This window comes from Thalassotalea piscium, from assembly GCF_030295935.1.
GTDB lineage: Bacteria > Pseudomonadota > Gammaproteobacteria > Enterobacterales > Alteromonadaceae > Thalassotalea_B > Thalassotalea_B piscium.
In genome coordinates this window covers 1,705,498-1,723,498 of the sequence record NZ_AP027362.1, presented here as the reverse complement: position 1 = coordinate 1,723,498, position 18,001 = coordinate 1,705,498, and the positions used below count along the sequence as shown (strand labels likewise).

Genomic DNA, 18,001 nt, shown 5'->3' with positions numbered 1-18,001 from the left:
CTGTTACTCCAAATTATTCAGTAAAAATATTTTTTGCTTGTGTTTTAACAACCATGCCCGAGTTAAGCTGTACGCTAACATCTTTACCCGCTACTTCAGTAATTATTGCATCTAAAGGTGAATTACCAAGTTGAACTTTCACCTTATTACCTACTGTTAATGCACTATCTTCGATAGGTTTAAGCTTAACAGCTGGTTTTGCAGGCGCTGTTTTTTTTGCTTTAACTGATTTGAACTTTTCAGTGTCTTTAGGTTTAGGCTGTTTGCTGGTTGTTTTCTCACTTGCGTTGTTATTACCTTTATAAGGTTTTTTCGCTGGTTTGTCTTTATTAATTTTGTTACCAAACTTTTCTTGGCTTTCTTTTAATGTTTTGCTTGCGTAATCAGCCTGTGCTTGGTCGATTTCAGCAACTTCAGTACCTGTAATGTCTACGCGAAAAGCACCTAATTTAATTGCCTTAAGGTAGCGCCAACTACTCGTATAGTGCCTTAATGCTTGACGTAAACGAGTTTTGCTGACGGTTTCGTCATCCGCAAGTTGTTCTGCTAACTCTTGGAATATACCAACCTTTAGTGGCTTGACTGGCCCTTCTAATGAAAAACACCCTGGGAATTTTTCTACTAAATAGGCGATAATTTCTTTTGTACTTGTACGCTTAGTTTCCATAAAAACAACTTAAATTCTTTAATCTTAATCGGTAAGATATTGGTCACGATTGGTTAATAAATTGTGGCACCAATCGCTAATATCTTCACTTTCTAATTCAGGCAAAACATCTTGCCCAATCCAATGTTCCCACACCAACTCTAACAAAAATGTTAACTCTTCTGGTGCTATATCTTCTTCTGCATAGTCATAGAGAGTATGATAAATTTCATTTATTTTCTCACAAACTAATTCTTCATCACCATCCCAATCACCAACAACAGCCTCTGAGATTAAATAATCATGAATATCAATAAATTCCTTCATGGTTATTGATCACCATAAGTGGCGATATTTTTTTCTAAGCAATGAACTAAAGCTTCTAACCCTTGCTGATCTTCTTCATCAAAACGAGAAAAAACTACGCTATCAATATCTAATACCGCAACAATTCTCTCTTGATATAAAACAGGGATAACAATTTCAGAATTACTCACTACATCGCAAGCTATATGCCCACTAAATTGGTGAACATCAGCAACACGCTGTGTTTTCCCTTCTGAAACAGCCGTACCACAAACACCTTTTCCAACAGGTATGCGTATACACGCTACTTTACCCTGAAAAGGTCCTAATACCAACTCTTGATCGATCATCCGATAAAAGCCAGCCCAATTAACGTGTTCTAAAGACTCAAATAATAAGGCACTGATATTGGCCATATTAGCGATAACATCTTTTTCACCCGCAATTAACACTTCAGCTTGCGCAATAAGTTGCCGATAAAATTCTGTTTTTTTCATGCTATTTTGCTAATGATTAAAATTGCGCATAAGATACCGTGATAATGCATTTAGTTAAAGCATTATCACGGAAAATGGATAAATTTAGTTAGATTTTATCGCAAAGTTGGCGATAACTTGAGCGGAAACTTCTTTTTCTGAGACACTAGAACGAAAACCTCTGGCTTCGCTCATCATTGCGTAAGCTTGTGGCGCATGATAACCAGTTTCTTTTAACGATGTTAATCCAGCTAATTTAACGTTCATTTGTTTGGCAATAGTTTGAGCTTTATTCTTAGCGTTCTGTAGCGCTTGTTCAAGAGCCTGCTGATAAATCGCCTCACTATCTTTGTATGACATTGTTAAAGAGGATATATGGCTTACTCCTACTTTAGTAACAACATCAAGCAATTGATCGTATTTTGCTAGATCATCAAAAGCAATAATAAAAGTTCTGGTAACATCAAAATAACTTAACACCACACTATTTTTTTCAGATGTTAACACGTGTAGTGGTGTTTCAATTTTTTGATTGTCTGACATACGAGTTTTGGCTATTGAATTATCAATGACTATCGAAGGTTTCTCATATACTGGAAACATAATAATTTTTGAGGAATCTATTGCTTTGTCTTCAAAACCAATCTTAGATAACTCACGCATTACTAAACGGCTTTTATTATCAACAATTGCCTTTGCTTTACTGGCAACAACACCACGTTGTTTAATCTCAAGTGTAATCGAAAATTGATCTGGTACAGCTTTAATTGCTGCTTTACCAACAACTTCGATTCCACTATCACTTGCATGAACAATTGCTGATAAGAAACTCAGCCCTAAAACTAAAGTTAAATGACGAATTAGCATATAATTTCCTTTTGCTTTGTTAACAATATTTAACGGATACTATAACGCACTGTGAATGAACGGAATATGAACATTTGTAAGCTTATACAACAATGGCGTATCAACACCTTACCACCAATTAATTCGAGTGTTGTTTCGCTAATAGCACATTATATTGATCGTTAAATATGAATTTACGTAAGGTTTTGTGGAATACGTACCCACCCTTCCATTAATACTCTAGCGCTTCGACTCATTGTTACCTTATTCACTTGCCATTGGTTACCTGACTTAACTGTTTCAGCACCAACTTTTAATGTCCCAGAAGGATGGCCGAAAACAACTGAATTTAAACTACCTCCGCCAGCAGCTAAATTCACTAATGTGCCTGGGATTGCTGCGGCAGTACCAATAGCAACTGCGGCAGTACCCATCATAGCGTGATGTAATTTCCCCATAGAAAGCGCACGTACATGTAGGTTAATTTGCTCGGCATTTACTTGTTTATTACTCGATGTAATGTAATTTTGAGCTTGACTAACAAAAGCAACTTTTGGGGTATGTTGTCGACCCGCTGCTTCGGCTATATTATCAATCAACCCCATTTTAACCGCACCATATGCGCGAATAGTCTCGAACATTTCTAATGCTTTATCGTCGCTATTAATTGCGTCCTGCAACTCAGTACCTTCATAACCTATCGCGTCAGCATTAAGAAAGATGGTAGGAATACCTGCATTAATCATTGTCGCTTTATATGTACCAAAACCTTCAACAACAAGATCATCAACAATATTTCCCGTAGGAAACATAGCCTCACTCGCTTCAACAGGTGCAACGAAGTCTACTTGCACCTCGGCCGCTGGGAAAGTCACACCATCAAGTTCGAAGTCACCAGTTTCTTGTACTTGACCATTAACGATAGGTACATGGGCAATAATTGTTTTGTTTATATTGGCTTGCCAAATTTTTACTTCAACAATGCCATTATCAGGTATACGATCAGCATTTAGCAGTCCATTACTAATGGCAAAGGAACCCACCGCAGCCGTTAGATTACCGCAGTTACCACTCCAATCAACAAAGGGCTTATCGATAGAAACTTGACCAAACAAATAATCAACATCGTGATCATCTTTAGTGCTTTTAGATAAAATAACTATTTTACTCGTACTTGATGTTGCTCCCCCCATTCCGTCAGTATGTTTACCATAAGGATCTGGACTACCTATTACTCTCAGTAGCAGCTTATCGCGTGCCTCACCTGCAGCTTGCGCTGATTTAGGTAAGTCAGTTAAGTTAAAAAATACACCTTTAGATGTACCACCACGCATATACGTTGCTGGTATTTTTAATTGCGGTAAATATGTCACTTATATGATCCTGCTGTAATAAAATGAGTAATATAAGTTGCGAATGTTAATTCACAACTTACTAAAGTAACGCCAAACCTTTTTTTAAAGGTTAGATGCTAAAAAGTCTTGGGCAAAACGTTGAAGCACTCCACCTGCTTCATACACTGATAATTCTTCTTCAGTATCTATACGGCACTTAACTGGTATTTCGACAACATCGCCATTGCGACGTGTCATTACAACTTTAAGTAGTGCGCCTGGCGTGTTTTCACCTACCACATCGTAAGTTTCACTACCATCAATGTCATAGGTATGTCGCGTTTCGTTGTTTGTAAACTCTAATGGCAGAACGCCCATACCGACAAGGTTAGTTCTATGTATACGCTCAAAGCCTTCCGCTACAATAACTTCAACACCCGCTAAACGTACACCTTTAGCTGCCCAGTCGCGTGATGACCCTTGCCCATAATCAGCACCAGCAATTATTATTAATGGTTGTTTACGCTCCATATAGGTTTCTATTGCTTCCCACATCCGACTTTCGACACCTTCGGGCTCAATACGCGTGAGTGAGCCTTGTTTTACTTCGCCACTTTCATCTCGGCACATCTCGTTAAAAAGCTTAGGGTTTGCAAATGTTGCTCGTTGCGCCGTTAAATGATCCCCCCTATGCGTTGCATAAGAGTTAAAGTCTTCTTCAGGTAACCCCATTTTCGCTAGATAAGCGCCTGCAGCACTGTCTAACATAATGGCGTTTGAAGGTGATAAATGATCAGTAGTAATATTATCACCCAATACAGCGAGTGGTCTCATGCCCTTCATTTCACATTCACCAGCTAGCGCACCTTCCCAATATGGAGGTCGGCGAATATAGGTACTTTGTGGGCGCCAATCGTATAATGGGCTTTCGGCCGGTTCAAACGCACCTAAATCAAACATTGGCGTATACACTTTTTTAAACTGCTCAGCCTTAACAAATTTATTCACAATTACATCTATCTCAGCATCGGTAGGCCATATATCTTTTAAGGTAATTGGCTCACCATTTTTGTCTAGTCCTAAAGCGTCTTGCTCAATATCAAACCTAACAGTACCAGCAATTGCATAAGCAACAACGAGTGGAGGTGATGCTAAGAAAGCTTGTTTGGCATAAGGGTGAATACGTCCATCAAAATTACGATTGCCTGATAAAACCGCTGTGGTATATAAATCATGATCGACTATTTCTTTCTGTATTTCAGGGTCTAATGCACCAGACATACCATTACAAGTAGTACAAGCATACCCAACTATACCAAAACCTAGTTTTTCCATTTCAGTTAGTAAGCCAGACTCTTCCAAATATAATTTTGCTACTTTTGAGCCAGGTGCAAAAGATGATTTAACCCAGGGTTTACGAATTAAACCTAATTCATTAGCGCGTTTAGCAATTAAACCAGCAGCTACAACGTTTCTTGGGTTAGAAGTATTAGTACAACTGGTAATAGCGGCAATAATAACCGCACCGTCAGGTATAAATTCAGACGTTTTATTCCACTCACCAGCAATACCACGTTTAGCTAATTCTGTAGTAGGAAGTCGGCGATGTGGATTTGAAGGGCCAGCCATATTGCGACATACACTTGATAAATCAAATTCTAAAACTCGTTCATATTGAGCTTCAACTAAATCGTCTGCCCAAAGGCCTGTATGCTTAGCATATGTTTCAACTAAGGCAACTTGTTCAGGCTCACGACCTGTTAACTTCAAGTAGTCTATAGTTTGTTGATCTATGTAAAACATGGCTGCTGATGCACCGTATTCAGGTGTCATATTGGAAATAGTGGCTCTGTCACCAATTGTTAAATTTACAGTACCTTCACCAAAAAACTCTAAGTAACTTGAAACTACTTTTTCATTACGTAAAAATTCAGTAATAGCTAAAACGATATCAGTAGCGGTTATACCTTCTTGACGTTGACCGGTCAGTTTAACCCCAATAATATCAGGTAAACGCATCATAGATGGTCTACCTAGCATAACCGTTTCTGCTTCTAAACCACCAACGCCTAAAGCGATTACCCCTAGTGCATCAACATGTGGAGTATGGCTATCTGTACCAACACAAGTATCTGGAAAGGCAACACCATCTCTTGATTGAATAACTGGCGACATTTTCTCTAAGTTAATTTGATGCATAATGCCATTACCCGCAGGTATAACATCAACATTTTTAAATGCGGTTTTAGTCCACTCAATAAAGTGAAATCTGTCTTCATTACGTCTGTCTTCAATCGCTCTATTTTTATCAAATGCTTCAGGATCAAAACCCGCATGTTCCACTGCTAGCGAGTGATCTACAATCAGTTGCGTTGGTACTACAGGATTTACTTTAGCAGGATCACCACCTTGCTCAGCAATTGCATCTCGTAAACCAGCCAAATCAACTAATGCGGTTTGCCCTAATATGTCATGACAAACAACACGTGCTGGATACCAAGGAAAATCTAAATCTTGTTTACGTTCTATCAGCTGCTTCAGTGACGCTGTTAACTTTGCAGGATCACATCTACGTACTAATTGTTCCGCAAGTACACGAGAGGTATAAGGTAATTTTGCATAAGCGCCAGCTTGAATTGCTTCAACAGCTTCTCGAGTATCAAAAAAGTCTATGTTTGCGCCTGGGAGTGGCTTGCGATAATCATAATTCATATTGTTGCCTACAAATTTTGTTTAAAAGGTAAAATGCCTATACCTGCGGTATAAACATCTTCTTGATAACTATTTATTGCTAATTATTGATAGTTCATGGGTTATACATCAAGAAAAAGCATTACTTTATATGTAGTTCGACTTTAGCGTATCAAATACGCACACTAGCTAAAAGATAGTTAGCTGACGGCATAAATGCCGACCTACAATTAAAAAACAATGATAATCATGCATAAAAAATTAAGCGAAATTATCAATTTTTTGTAGGTTGGGCTTTGCCGCCAAGGATGGCGGTAGTAGGGTAATGCAGGAGCAATTACCGAGAAGCCCATCAATTATCCACACTAGCTGATAGCTTGCTATTTGACGGCATAAATGCCGACCTACAATTAAAAAACAATGATAATCATGCATAAAAAATTAAGCGAAATTATCAATTTTTTGTAGGTTGGGCTTTAGCCCATCAATTATCCACACTAGCTAAAAGCTAGTTAGCTGACGGCATAAATGCCGACCTACAATTAAAAAACAATGATAATCAGGCATAAAAAATTAAGCGAAATTATCATTTTTTTGTAGGTTGGGCTTTGCCGCCAAGGATGGCGGTAGTAGGGTAATGCAGGAGCAATTACCGAGAAGCCCATCAATTATCCACACTAGCTGATAGCTTGCTAGTTGACGGCATAAATACCGACCTACAATTAAAAAACAATGATAATCAGGCATAAAAAATTAAGCGAAATTATCAATTTTTTGTAGGTTGGGCTTTAGCCCATCAATTATCCACACTAGCTGATAGCTTGCTATTTGACGGCATAAATGCCGACCTACAATTAAAAAAACAATGATAATCATGCATAAAAAATTAAGCGAAATTATCAATTTTTTGTAGGTTGGGCTTTGCCGCCAAGGATGGCGGTAGTAGGGTAATGCATGAGCAATTACCGATAAGCCCATCAATTATCCACACTAGCTAAAAGCTAGTTAGCTGACGGCATAAATGCCGACCTACAATTAAAAAACAATGATAATCAGGCAAAAACACTGAAAACATCTTAATGTTCAACTTATGATAGTTAGTTCATCTCACTTGTACGAATAAATACTATCTTTGATCAATAGGTTTAACAGCTCGTGGCTCTGCGCCAATATAATCAGCTGATGGACGAATAATACGATTATTCGAACGTTGCTCCATTACATGTGCAGCCCAACCAGTTAAACGCGAACATACAAAGATTGGTGTAAATAGTTTAGTTGGTATTCCCATAAAGTGATAAGCAGATGCATGAAAAAAATCTGCATTACAAAATAGTTTTTTGGTGTCCCACATAAACTCTTCACAAGCAACAGAAATGTCATATAAAGCGCTATCACCAAATTCTTGGCTTAATTTCTCAGACCATTTTTTAATAATAACGTTACGCGGATCAGATGTGCTGTAAACAGCATGACCAAACCCCATAATTTTTTCTTTTCGCTCAAGCATTCCTGCCATTTGTACTTTAGCATCCTCAGGAGATTTGAATGTTTGAATCATATCCATTGCCGCTTCGTTAGCGCCACCATGTAATGGGCCACGTAAAGATCCTATCGCAGCTGTTACACATGAAAACATATCAGATAGCGTAGAAGCACAAACGCGAGCAGTAAAGGTAGAGGCGTTAAACTCATGCTCTGCATATAAAATTAACGAAACATCCATTACTCGACGGTGTAACTCAGAAGGCGTATTACCTGTTAACAATTTGAGAAAGTGGCCGCCAGTAGAGTCTTCATCGGTTATACAGTTAATTTCTACTTTGTCATGCGAATAACGATACCAGTATGTCATTATCGCAGGGAAAGCAGCTAATAAACGATTTGCTGCTTGATGTTGCTGGTCAAAGTTTTCTTCTGGTTCTAAATTACCCAAAAATGACGCGCCTGTTCGCATAACATCCATTGGATGCGCACTAGCAGGTATACGCTGTAAAACCTCTTTTAACGCTTGAGGTAAATCTCGCATTGCAGCTAATTCACTCTTATAAGTAGATAACTGCGTTTGTGTCGGTAGTTCACCATTAAAAAGTAAATATGCAACTTCTTCAAACGTTGCGTTGTCTGCTAAGTCTGAAACATCATATCCGCAATAGGTTAAGCCACTGCCTGATTTTCCTACCGTACATAATGCGGTTTCACCAGCACTTTGGCCACGCAAGCCTGCGCCACTTAATTTTTTATCAACCATGTTAACTCCCTAATATTCATATACTTTATATAATTTTATAATTTAACTTTTAGTTACGCGATACCAAAAATCAAACGTTTATTTATTTTTGCCTTCAGAAAATAGCGCATCAAGTTTTTGTTCGTAATCGTGATAACCTAGGTAGTCATAGAGGTCCATGCGAGTTTGCATTGTATCGACTACCGCTTTTTGATCACCGTCTTCTAGTAATGTTTTATAAACTAACTCAGCTGCCTTATTCATCGCTCTAAATGCTGATAATGGGTAAAGCACCATAGCGCAGCCCCATTGGCCTAATTGTTCTTTGTTCCAAAGCTCTGTTTGACCAAACTCAGTTATATTTGCAAGAACGGGGACATCTAAGGCCTCAGTGAATGCTCTATAATGTTCTTCAGTTTGTACAGCTTCTGCAAAAATTCCATCAGCGCCAGCAGCTACGTAAGCTTTAGCACGGGCAATAGCTGCATCTAAACCTTCTTGTGCAAAAGCGTCTGTTCGCGCCATGATAAAAAAGTCTTTATCAATACGAGCATCAACTGCCGCCTTAATGCGATCTACCATTTCTTCTGTAGAAACAATTTCTTTATTTGGACGATGACCGCAACGTTTTTGTGCAACCTGATCTTCCATGTGAACAGCTGCAGCTCCAGCCTTTTCCATATCACGAATAGTTTTAGCGATATTAAATGCACCGCCCCAACCTGTGTCAATATCAACTAACAAGGGTAAGCTTGAAGCTGATGTTATGCGTTGTACATCAGCAATAACATCATTAAGTGAAGTCATCCCTAAATCAGGTAAGCCATAAGAGGCGTTAGCAACACCACCACCAGATAGATAAATAGCTTGATGGCCTAATTGCTCAGCCATCATAGCGCAGTAGGCATTAATAGTGCCGACGACTTGTAATGGTTTGTTATTGACTAGCGCTTGACGAAACTTTGCACCAGGTGATAGATTTTTAGAGTTTAGCGTAGACATAACTTGTCCTTATTTCTTAACGAGTTTATGCACTTGCAGAATCTTTAAGTGCTATTTTATTTTCTATATTTTTTCGTGATGCTGCGATATGACGGCGCATCAATAATTCGGCTAGCTCACCATCGCGATCAGCAATAGCTTCAACAATTCTAGAGTGCTCAGTAAAGGCTTTACTTGCTCTTGGACTATTCATACCAAACTGACATCGGTACATACGAACAAGATGATATAATTGCCCACATAAAATATTAATTAGCTCTTGGTTGTGGCTACCTAAAATAACGCGATAGTGAAAATCAAGATCGCCCTGCTCTTGATAATAAGCAACGCCATTTTGCAGGTCTTTAGATGATGCATGCTGAGCCAGCATTTTTTTTATCTCTATAATCTCATCATCTGTCATATTGTGCGCAGCTTGTCGACACGCCATTCCTTCTAAGGCTTCACGAACAACATAAATATCAAGTAACCCTTTAATTGTGCACTCAATAACACGAGCACCAACATTAGCCTTTCGTTCTATTAAGTGACATTTTTCTAGACGATTTAAAGCTTCTCTTAGTGTAGAGCGACTGACTTGAAACTGTTTAGCAAGTTCTGGTTCACTAATTTTACTACCGGAAGCAATTTCACCTTCAACAATAGCAATTTGCATTTGTTGGAATACTTTATCAGCCGTAGTAATTGCTATTTGTTGTGTTGGATTATTAGATGCCATTAATGATTAACAGTAGTTAGGTATAAGTAGAATGGTAACGTAAATAACATCTATGTCAAGAACGAAAGCAAGTTATTGTCGGACAATAAGCGCAAAAAACAAACGCAAACCGCTATTTAACGGACATATAAAGCAAAAAGTGTCGACAATTTTATTATATCAATACCGCATGATATGAAGTTGTTACAAAAAGGCGACTTGTTGAACGATCATGTACACCAATCCAACAACAAGCTGTGAATAACATGTGCATTTCCGGTGCTTAACCCTAAAAAACACTCGTGAACCAACACTTCAACAGTAAAATAAACTGATTAAAGTCATTAGGTTAAAATATATTAAAATTTAATTAGCATTTGAATAACTTTACACTACAATTAATTATACAGGTTATTTATTAACCGATGCTCGCAACATCAAGTTATTTATATTTGGCTGTATATAAATTTGTTAGCGCACGGCTCATCTCCTTATGAGCCATACCCCTAAGCCCGAAACTTTTGTTTCGGGCTATTTTTATAGAAAAAGAAAGGTAATACCCTTTGTGGTATAAGTTAAATTAGGTTAGCTTAAATTAAATAAGGTGTTGAAGTTTCGTGAAGTGATTTCGGCAATCTCTTCAACCGACTGACCACGTATACTCGCTAAGTGTTTTGCCACTTCAACTACGTAAGCCGGTTGATTTTGTTTACCTCTATGTGGCACGGGGGCAAGATAAGGCGCATCTGTTTCTATCAGTATTCTGTCGTTAGGTACTTTTTTTGCGACATCACGCAATTCATGTGCATTTTTAAACGTTACTATACCCGAGAATGAAATATAAAACCCCATGGCTATTGCTTGCTCTGCCATCTCCCAAGTCTCTGTAAAACAATGCAATATTCCACCTATCTGCTCAGCTCCTTCTTCTCTCATTATCGCTAAAGTATCTTGTTGAGCATCGCGGGTATGAATAATTAATGGCTTATTAAGTTTTTTAGCAACACGAATGTGTTTACGAAAAGAATCTATTTGTACTGCTTTGGTTTCAGGCGCATAAAAGTAATCTAAGCCAGTTTCGCCAATTGCAATTACGCGTTCATGCTGGGCTAAATTTAGTAATAAGCTCTCGTCAACTTCATCTGCCTGGTTTAATGGGTGCGTACCACAACTTAAATACACATTATTAAATTTTTCAGTTGTTTCCACCATTTGGGGAAAGTCAGCAAGCGTTACACTGACACAAAGCATCTGGCTAACTAATGCTTGCTCTGCGTTATGTATTACTTGATTAAGATCATTGTCAAACTCTTCAAGTTTTAAACGGTCAAGGTGACAATGTGAATCAATAAACAAAGTGACTCCTTAGGAATATATATTTTATAGGAAATTGAAGTGCTAACGATTTACTATATATAAAAACACTCAGATTTTTATTTACATAGTAAAGCTAGGCTCAGATGAGTTAAGTAAACGAGTTATTGACTTTTCAATTTGGATTCTTACATTTTCAGGGTCTTCAACAAAGCTAATACCAATTCCCGATGGAGTGCCATTCTGAGAACCTAAAGGTGTAACCCAAACTACCTTACCTTCTACTTCAGATTCTTCAAGCGAGTCAGGTAAAGTAACAATTAACTTAATTTCAGTACCTAAATCAATAGATTCAGTGGTGCGAATAAACAGGCCGCCTTTTTTTAAAAATGGCATATAAGCTAAGTATAAGTCTCGCTCGGTTACAAATTCTAGTTGTATTATTTCCACGTGTTACCTATTTTTTTCATATACTTCAATTAAAAAACATCTGAACTCAGAAAGTAGTTTTTCTATTTGAAAATCTTTATTTGCTTGAGTCAAGGTTAGTATCTGCTTTTTACAAGCGCTGATCAAGGTATGTAATTGCCAAATATCATCTTGTGTTAACTGACGCAGGCGCGCAAGTGCTTGTTCTTCGATAACGGTATCTGGTGAAACATTAAGCCAGTTATTATTAAAACGCATTAAATCAACAATAGCCAGCTCGCACCAACTTAATGATAATGGCTGTGCTTGCATAAACGTTAATATTTTACTGCGTGAGGATGGTTCTGCAATAAATTGGTAAAATAAAGTTGTAAATTCATTGTATTGAACAGCATCTACACTATTTTCTTCAGAGGCAAAGCCAGCAAAAGTTGTCGCTGTGTCACCATTGGCATTACCTTTAAGTGTCTGCTTTGTCGCTCTTAACGCAATATGGCGGCATCTACTAATAATAGTAGGAATTAAGCGTTCAATTTCAGTTGTTAATAAAATAATATGACTATACGCATTAGGCTCTTCTAATGTTTTTAGTAATGCGTTCGCCGCAGATTCGGTCATCTTCTCAGCTGATTCAATAATAGCGGTTTGCCTTTTACCTAATAAAGCTGTTTTCTCAAAAAAAGAGGTTAGTTTTCTTATTTGGTCAACACCAATATTATTACCGATGTGATCGACAATTAAGTGATCAGGATGAGCTTGACCACTAAGTAGTTGACATGACTTACACTGTCCACAAGGGTATAAAATATCATGATGTTCATTTGGTAACTGGCTTACCTTTGACCCCATAACACATTGCTCGCACGCAAGTACACTGATTAACCAACGCGATAAAGCTAACTTTCCTGTACCTGTAACTCCTGTAACTATAAATGCATGAGGCATGCGTTCTAGTTGTATTAATTGAGAGAGTGAACGCTGATGTTCAATTATCTGCGTATTATTAGCATTACTCATCATTTTTACTGCTTTTAATCAATGAATCTATAATATTGATTACATCAGCTAATACCTTTTCTTTAGATTGAGAGGCGTCAACTACTTTAAACTTTTCTGGCTGCTGCTTCGCCTGCATCAAATAGCCATTACGGGCTTTAATTAAAAATTCTAACTTCTCGTCTTCTAAACGGTCAAGCCCTTCCCCGCGACTTTTAACTCTTTTTAAACCTTCAACGGGGTCTAAGTCTAAAATAATATTCATTTCTGGGCTAAACCCATTTAACGCTAAATTATTAATTTGAATAATGGTGTCGAGATCAATTCCTCGTGCGTAATGCTGAAAACTAAAGGTTGCAGCATCAAATCTATCAGAAATAACAATGTTACCAGCACAAAGCGCTGGTTTAATTTTTTCTTGTATATGTTGAGCACGACCGGCACCAAATAACATCAACTCTGCTAAATCACACATTTCTGGTGTGGTAGGGTCTAATATAATCTCACGAATTTTTTCGCCAATATGTGTTCCGCCAGGCTCTCTGGTTAATGTAACGGCTAAACCTTTTGAGATTAAGTACTTCTCCACCTCATTTATTACTGTTGTTTTACCCGCGCCATTACTACCGTCAAAAACAACCATAAACCCTTTATGCATAGTATTCTCTATTGTTATACCAATCTCACTAACTATGTGATCATTTCTACTGGCTAAAACAGATCACTTAATTAATGAAACTGGTATTATTATTAACCCCATATATACTATTGACCTTTCAAAACCCTTAATTTGCCTATAAAAAATGTAAGGTTAGGTCGAATTGCAATTTGACTGGGGATTTACTTTAATTTTATCTCAAAGTATCGACGAGTAATAGGCTAAGATTTAAATACTAACTTACCATTAATACTAGTTTTCCAATATTTTGATTAGCTTCCATAACACTATGAGCTTGATTTACCTCTTGCCAATGAAAGATATGACCAATTACTGGCGTTAATTGCTGAGATTGAAGTAATGGATAAAAGTCTTTCATAAACTGAGCGATTAGTTCACTTTTATATGCGTCAGATCTATTTCGCAATGTCGTCGCATGTATGTTGGCTCTTTTCATTAAAAGTTTCGCAACATCCACCGAGTCACTATACCGTCCGCCTAGCATCGATAAAATAACTATTTTTCCATCTAGTGCTAAACAGTTTATATTTTTATTAAGATAGTCGCCACCAACAACATCTAGGATCACATCAAAGCCTTTCGGTTGATGCTCTTTTGTCCAAGTAACAAAGTCTTGTTCACGGTAGTTAATTGAGTTGTCAGCCCCTAAAGCGCGACATGCTTTTATTTTTTCTGTGTTACTTGCTGTAACCGTTACCTGACAATTAATCGCCTTTGCAAGTTGAATTGCAGCAGTGCCGACACCACTTGCCCCCGCATGAATTAATACATTTTGATTAGGTTGTAGCTCAGCAATGGCAAATAAGCTTTGATAGGCAGTTAGAAACACTTCTGCAATACTCGCACCTTGTTCAAAGCTATAATGAATAGGTAACTTGATCAAATGCGCAACTTTTACTTTAGCAAACTGAGCATAACCACCTCCAGCGACTATAGCGCACACCCTATCACCAACCGAGAATTCACTATTTAGCATAGTATTTGGCGGCATTTTTGCTATGACACCGCTGACCTCAAGCCCTAGAATTTCTGACTCTCCTGAAGGTGGCGGGTATTTACCTTGCTTTTGTAAAATATCAGCACGGTTAATACCAATAGCCTTTACTTCAATTAAACATTCATCATCATTACACTCTGGTGTTGATGTTTGCTCAAACGTTAACGTTTGAGCATCCTTTACCGCTATATATTGCAAGATAACTCCAAATTAACCAATTGAAAAAAAGTTGTATTGCTGCCATTCTACTTGTTTTACATTAATTTTATCTACCCTTGCCGTTGAGGGGCCTTGATTAAGCCATTCAAGCATTTTATTAACATTGTCTTGTTCACCACACAATAAGACCTCAACATCGCCATCGGTCAAGTTACGTGCATAACCACTAATACCATATTCAATTGCTTTTTGTTGACTTGAAGCCCGAAAGTAAACACCTTGAACTTTTCCACTTACATGGATTATGTAACTTACATTCATATTAAATACTCTTTAGTTAGGGTCTGTTGATCTTTCCTTTTAGGCTCTGCTATAGGTTATTTTTTAAGATAACAAGACAAAAATAGTGCAATGTAGTAATTCTACCTAAACTATTTTTAACGTAGTTAGGTTGAAAAACAACCATAGCCCTTTGGGTTGCCTTGAAAAAGCGTCACGCTTTGTTGCTTAATGTACATTTGGCACAACCAAATATTACATTAAGCGCCTCATTTGACACCTTTTCAAGTGCAACAGAGCTATAAACTGAAAGATCAACAGGCCCTAATATATAGATTAAATTTGCTAGAAATTTGCACCAATGACCATCAAAGATTAAACTGCGCCCAGATCACCTTTTAGCCCTATAAGTATAGTCAAATGTCAGCAAGAGTTTATTTAAAAGTTTCACGAGAGAAGTCTTTATTACGCAAACACCCATGGGTATTTTCTAAAGCGATCAATAAAATCAAAGGAAACCCAATGCTGGGTGATACTGTTGATATTTATGATCATCAAGAAAAATGGATTGCTAGAGGTGCTTATTCACCAGAATCGCAAATTCGTATTCGGATATGGACTTTCGATGAACAAGAAGAAATTGATCATAATTTCTTTCGTAATAAATTATTACAAGCACAGCAAAGACGAGATTGGTTTATTGAACAAGGACAATTAACTGGTTATCGATTAATCGCAGGTGAGTCTGATGGGCTTCCGGGTATAACGATAGACAAATATGATCAATTTATCGTTTGTCAGCTGTTAAGTGCTGGCGCTGATTTTCATCGTTATACATTAATAGAGTGTATAAAAACGCTTTATCCTAATTGTCACATATATGAACGATCTGATGTTGATGTTCGTAAAAAAGAAGGGTTAACACCTATTACCGGTTGGCTTACCAAAGAGCAACCATCCACTGAATGTATCATAGAAGAGTATGGCATTAAAATTTTAGTCGATATTGAAAAGGGTCATAAAACAGGGTTTTACCTTGATCAAAGAGAATCACGTCGTATTGCAGGTATATATGCAAAAGACAAAACGGTACTTAACTGCTTTTCTTATACTGGCACATTCTCATTACATTGTGCGCAACAAGGTGCAAAAGAAGTGATAAATGTTGACGTATCACAAGATGCTCTCGACACAGCTAAGCGTAACGTTGCCCTTAATAACATTAACGAAGACAAGGTTTCTTACCTTAAAGAAGATGTGTTTAAATTACTCCGTCGATTTAGAGCAGAAAAACGCACTTTTGATATGATTATTTTAGATCCCCCTAAATTTGTAGAATCAAAAGCGCAGCTAACAGGGGCATGTCGTGGTTATAAAGATATTAATATGCTTGCCATGCAACTATTAAAGCCAAAAGGTATATTATTAACATTTTCATGCTCTGGATTAATGGAAACAAGCTTATTTCAAAAAATTGTCGCAGATGCTGCGCTTGATGCCAAACGTAACGCCTACATTGTTGATCGATTACACCAAGCGCCTGATCACCCTGTCTCGAGTAATTACCCTGAAGGATATTATTTAAAAGGATTAGTCTGTCAGGTTGATTAATACCAATCTCACTAATTATGTGATCATTTCTACTGGTTAAAACAATCAACTACTGCGTTATTTATTTTATAATTAGAACAACTAGTTATGAAAATAAATGCCTTGTATTTGACTGTTTTCACTGCGTATAAAATAGATCACTTATTTAATGAAACTGGTATAACTATATTTGTTAGCTAATATATAGATAAAATGTGTAATATACAGCGTTAATTAGCTCAATATTGCACTGCGCTATAGCTGAGAACTTCTATGCTCTTAACCGTTATATTATCAACACTACTCGCTGGTCTTGCGATGCCTTTTGGGGCATTAATTGCTCGTTTTGAAAACATTCAGCAAAAGTGGCTAGAAGAAGAACTTAGACATGGCATTATGGCCTTTGGCGGCGGTGCTTTACTATCCGCTGTGGCGCTTGTACTTGTTCCTGAGGGAATAGCCGAGCACAGCCCCATAACAGCATGTATTTGGTTTATTGTGGGTGGGGTAGCCTTTATGTTACTCGATATTTTACTAAAAAAGATTAATACACCTGCAAGTCAATTGGCTGCAATGCTTTCTGATTTTATTCCAGAGTCTATTGCTTTGGGTGCTGCTTTTGCTACTGGAAACAGCAGTGCTTTTTTACTTGCTGGTTTAATGGCATTACAAAATTTACCCGAGGGTTTTAGTGCCTACCGAGAGTTAAACGCAAAGCCTACTTATAAACCGTATAAAATAATTATCGTATTTACGCTAATGGCACTTCTTGGACCTGTATTTGGCGTATCAGGTTATTTGTGGCTAGCACAGCACCCTGAAACTGTTGCGGCTATTATGTTATTTGCATCAGGTGGGATCATTTACTCAATATTTCAAGATATTGCTCCACAGGTAAAGCTTGAAAACCATTGGGCTCCACCGATCGGCGCTTTACTTGGGTTTAGTCTAGGTATGTTTGGTTTGATGATGACCACGCACTAAGGCGTGGTTAATCTAGTCAATTTCAGAAATGTTAATACCAATAAGATAACTATCGTCAGTTTCTTCGGTAACCCTAACAACCTTTCCTGTAACATTTAATGATTGAACACTGTTGTTTGCAGAATCGATATTTACTTTAACTAAAGTATTTAACTCCATGGGATGTGACATTTCTATGGCTAAACCCGTAGCACTTAAATCTCTACATGTTGCTAATAAAGTACTATCAGCTTCATCATCGATAATCGTAACAGTAACTTCACTATTAACCATCATGCGATAGAAGTCTCTTTTATCGTCATAACTTAACATTGCCACTCCATTAATTGTATAAACTTACTCCAGT

General features: G+C 37.5%; 18 protein-coding genes. 2 read left to right on the top strand and 16 right to left on the bottom strand.

All coding sequences use genetic code 11. The features are described from left to right. Window positions 1-13: 13 nt before the first annotated feature. From proQ to QUD79_RS07375, 15 genes are all read right to left on the bottom strand, one after another. Complete coding sequence (gene proQ / locus QUD79_RS07445) at window positions 14-667, bottom strand: RNA chaperone ProQ (RefSeq protein WP_184424018.1); 654 nt, start codon at window positions 665-667, stop codon at window positions 14-16. A gap of 24 nt (window positions 668-691) precedes the next feature. After that, entirely contained in the window at window positions 692-973 is a 282-nt protein-coding gene (locus tag QUD79_RS07440; RefSeq protein ID WP_184424017.1) for a hypothetical protein, read from the bottom strand. A 2-nt stretch (window positions 974-975) separates the two neighbouring features. Further along, window positions 976-1,449 carry a GAF domain-containing protein gene (locus QUD79_RS07435; RefSeq protein ID WP_184424016.1) on the bottom strand — a complete coding sequence of 158 codons (474 nt, stop codon included), beginning with the start codon at window positions 1,447-1,449 and terminating at the stop codon, window positions 976-978. Between the two features lie 84 nt (window positions 1,450-1,533). Beyond that, window positions 1,534-2,295: an SIMPL domain-containing protein gene (locus QUD79_RS07430; RefSeq protein WP_184424015.1), complete on the bottom strand. Its 762-nt coding sequence runs from the start codon at window positions 2,293-2,295 to the stop codon at window positions 1,534-1,536. Window positions 2,296-2,468: 173 nt separating this feature from the next. Then, the gene (gene prpF / locus QUD79_RS07425; protein WP_184424014.1) at window positions 2,469-3,647 is read right to left on the bottom strand and encodes a 2-methylaconitate cis-trans isomerase PrpF; all 1,179 of its coding nucleotides are present in this window, start codon (window positions 3,645-3,647) and stop codon (window positions 2,469-2,471) included. 84 nt (window positions 3,648-3,731) lie between these two features. Next, window positions 3,732-6,320 (bottom strand): Fe/S-dependent 2-methylisocitrate dehydratase AcnD, encoded by a 2,589-nt coding sequence (gene acnD, locus QUD79_RS07420; protein ID WP_184424013.1) that lies wholly within the window; start codon window positions 6,318-6,320, stop codon window positions 3,732-3,734. A 1,105-nt stretch (window positions 6,321-7,425) separates the two neighbouring features. Beyond that, window positions 7,426-8,550 carry a bifunctional 2-methylcitrate synthase/citrate synthase gene (gene prpC, locus QUD79_RS07415; RefSeq protein WP_184424012.1) on the bottom strand — a complete coding sequence of 375 codons (1,125 nt, stop codon included), beginning with the start codon at window positions 8,548-8,550 and terminating at the stop codon, window positions 7,426-7,428. 78 nt (window positions 8,551-8,628) lie between these two features. After that, on the bottom strand, window positions 8,629-9,531 hold the full coding sequence (gene prpB, locus QUD79_RS07410; RefSeq protein WP_184424011.1) for a methylisocitrate lyase: 903 nt from the start codon (window positions 9,529-9,531) through the stop codon (window positions 8,629-8,631). A gap of 25 nt (window positions 9,532-9,556) precedes the next feature. Beyond that, window positions 9,557-10,249 carry a GntR family transcriptional regulator gene (locus tag QUD79_RS07405; RefSeq protein ID WP_184424010.1) on the bottom strand — a complete coding sequence of 231 codons (693 nt, stop codon included), beginning with the start codon at window positions 10,247-10,249 and terminating at the stop codon, window positions 9,557-9,559. Between the two features lie 564 nt (window positions 10,250-10,813). Beyond that, the gene (locus QUD79_RS07400) at window positions 10,814-11,584 is read right to left on the bottom strand and encodes a TatD family hydrolase (RefSeq protein ID WP_184424009.1); all 771 of its coding nucleotides are present in this window, start codon (window positions 11,582-11,584) and stop codon (window positions 10,814-10,816) included. An 81-nt stretch (window positions 11,585-11,665) separates the two neighbouring features. Further along, window positions 11,666-11,992: a PilZ domain-containing protein gene (locus QUD79_RS07395; RefSeq protein WP_184424008.1), complete on the bottom strand. Its 327-nt coding sequence runs from the start codon at window positions 11,990-11,992 to the stop codon at window positions 11,666-11,668. 3 nt (window positions 11,993-11,995) lie between these two features. Beyond that, window positions 11,996-12,991, bottom strand: a complete 996-nt coding sequence (locus QUD79_RS07390) for a DNA polymerase III subunit delta' (protein WP_184424007.1) — start codon at window positions 12,989-12,991, stop codon at window positions 11,996-11,998. After that, window positions 12,981-13,625, bottom strand: a complete 645-nt coding sequence (gene tmk, locus QUD79_RS07385) for a dTMP kinase (protein WP_184424006.1) — start codon at window positions 13,623-13,625, stop codon at window positions 12,981-12,983. Before tmk ends, QUD79_RS07390 begins: the two co-directional genes overlap by 11 nt. A 235-nt stretch (window positions 13,626-13,860) precedes the next feature. Next, window positions 13,861-14,841, bottom strand: a complete 981-nt coding sequence (locus QUD79_RS07380) for an NAD(P)H-quinone oxidoreductase (protein ID WP_184424005.1) — start codon at window positions 14,839-14,841, stop codon at window positions 13,861-13,863. 12 nt (window positions 14,842-14,853) lie between these two features. Continuing rightward, on the bottom strand, window positions 14,854-15,123 hold the full coding sequence (locus QUD79_RS07375) for an acylphosphatase (protein WP_184424004.1): 270 nt from the start codon (window positions 15,121-15,123) through the stop codon (window positions 14,854-14,856). Window positions 15,124-15,501: 378 nt separating this feature from the next. On the opposite strand from QUD79_RS07375, the gene QUD79_RS07370 reads away from it, so the two are divergent. Then, window positions 15,502-16,692 carry a class I SAM-dependent methyltransferase gene (locus QUD79_RS07370; RefSeq protein WP_184424003.1) on the top strand — a complete coding sequence of 397 codons (1,191 nt, stop codon included), beginning with the start codon at window positions 15,502-15,504 and terminating at the stop codon, window positions 16,690-16,692. 252 nt (window positions 16,693-16,944) lie between these two features. Then, window positions 16,945-17,655: a ZIP family metal transporter gene (locus tag QUD79_RS07365; protein ID WP_184424002.1), complete on the top strand. Its 711-nt coding sequence runs from the start codon at window positions 16,945-16,947 to the stop codon at window positions 17,653-17,655. 12 nt (window positions 17,656-17,667) lie between these two features. Here QUD79_RS07365 and QUD79_RS07360 read toward each other — a convergent pair whose 3' ends face one another. Continuing rightward, window positions 17,668-17,967 (bottom strand): PilZ domain-containing protein, encoded by a 300-nt coding sequence (locus tag QUD79_RS07360; protein WP_184424001.1) that lies wholly within the window; start codon window positions 17,965-17,967, stop codon window positions 17,668-17,670. Window positions 17,968-18,001: the final 34 nt, after the last annotated feature.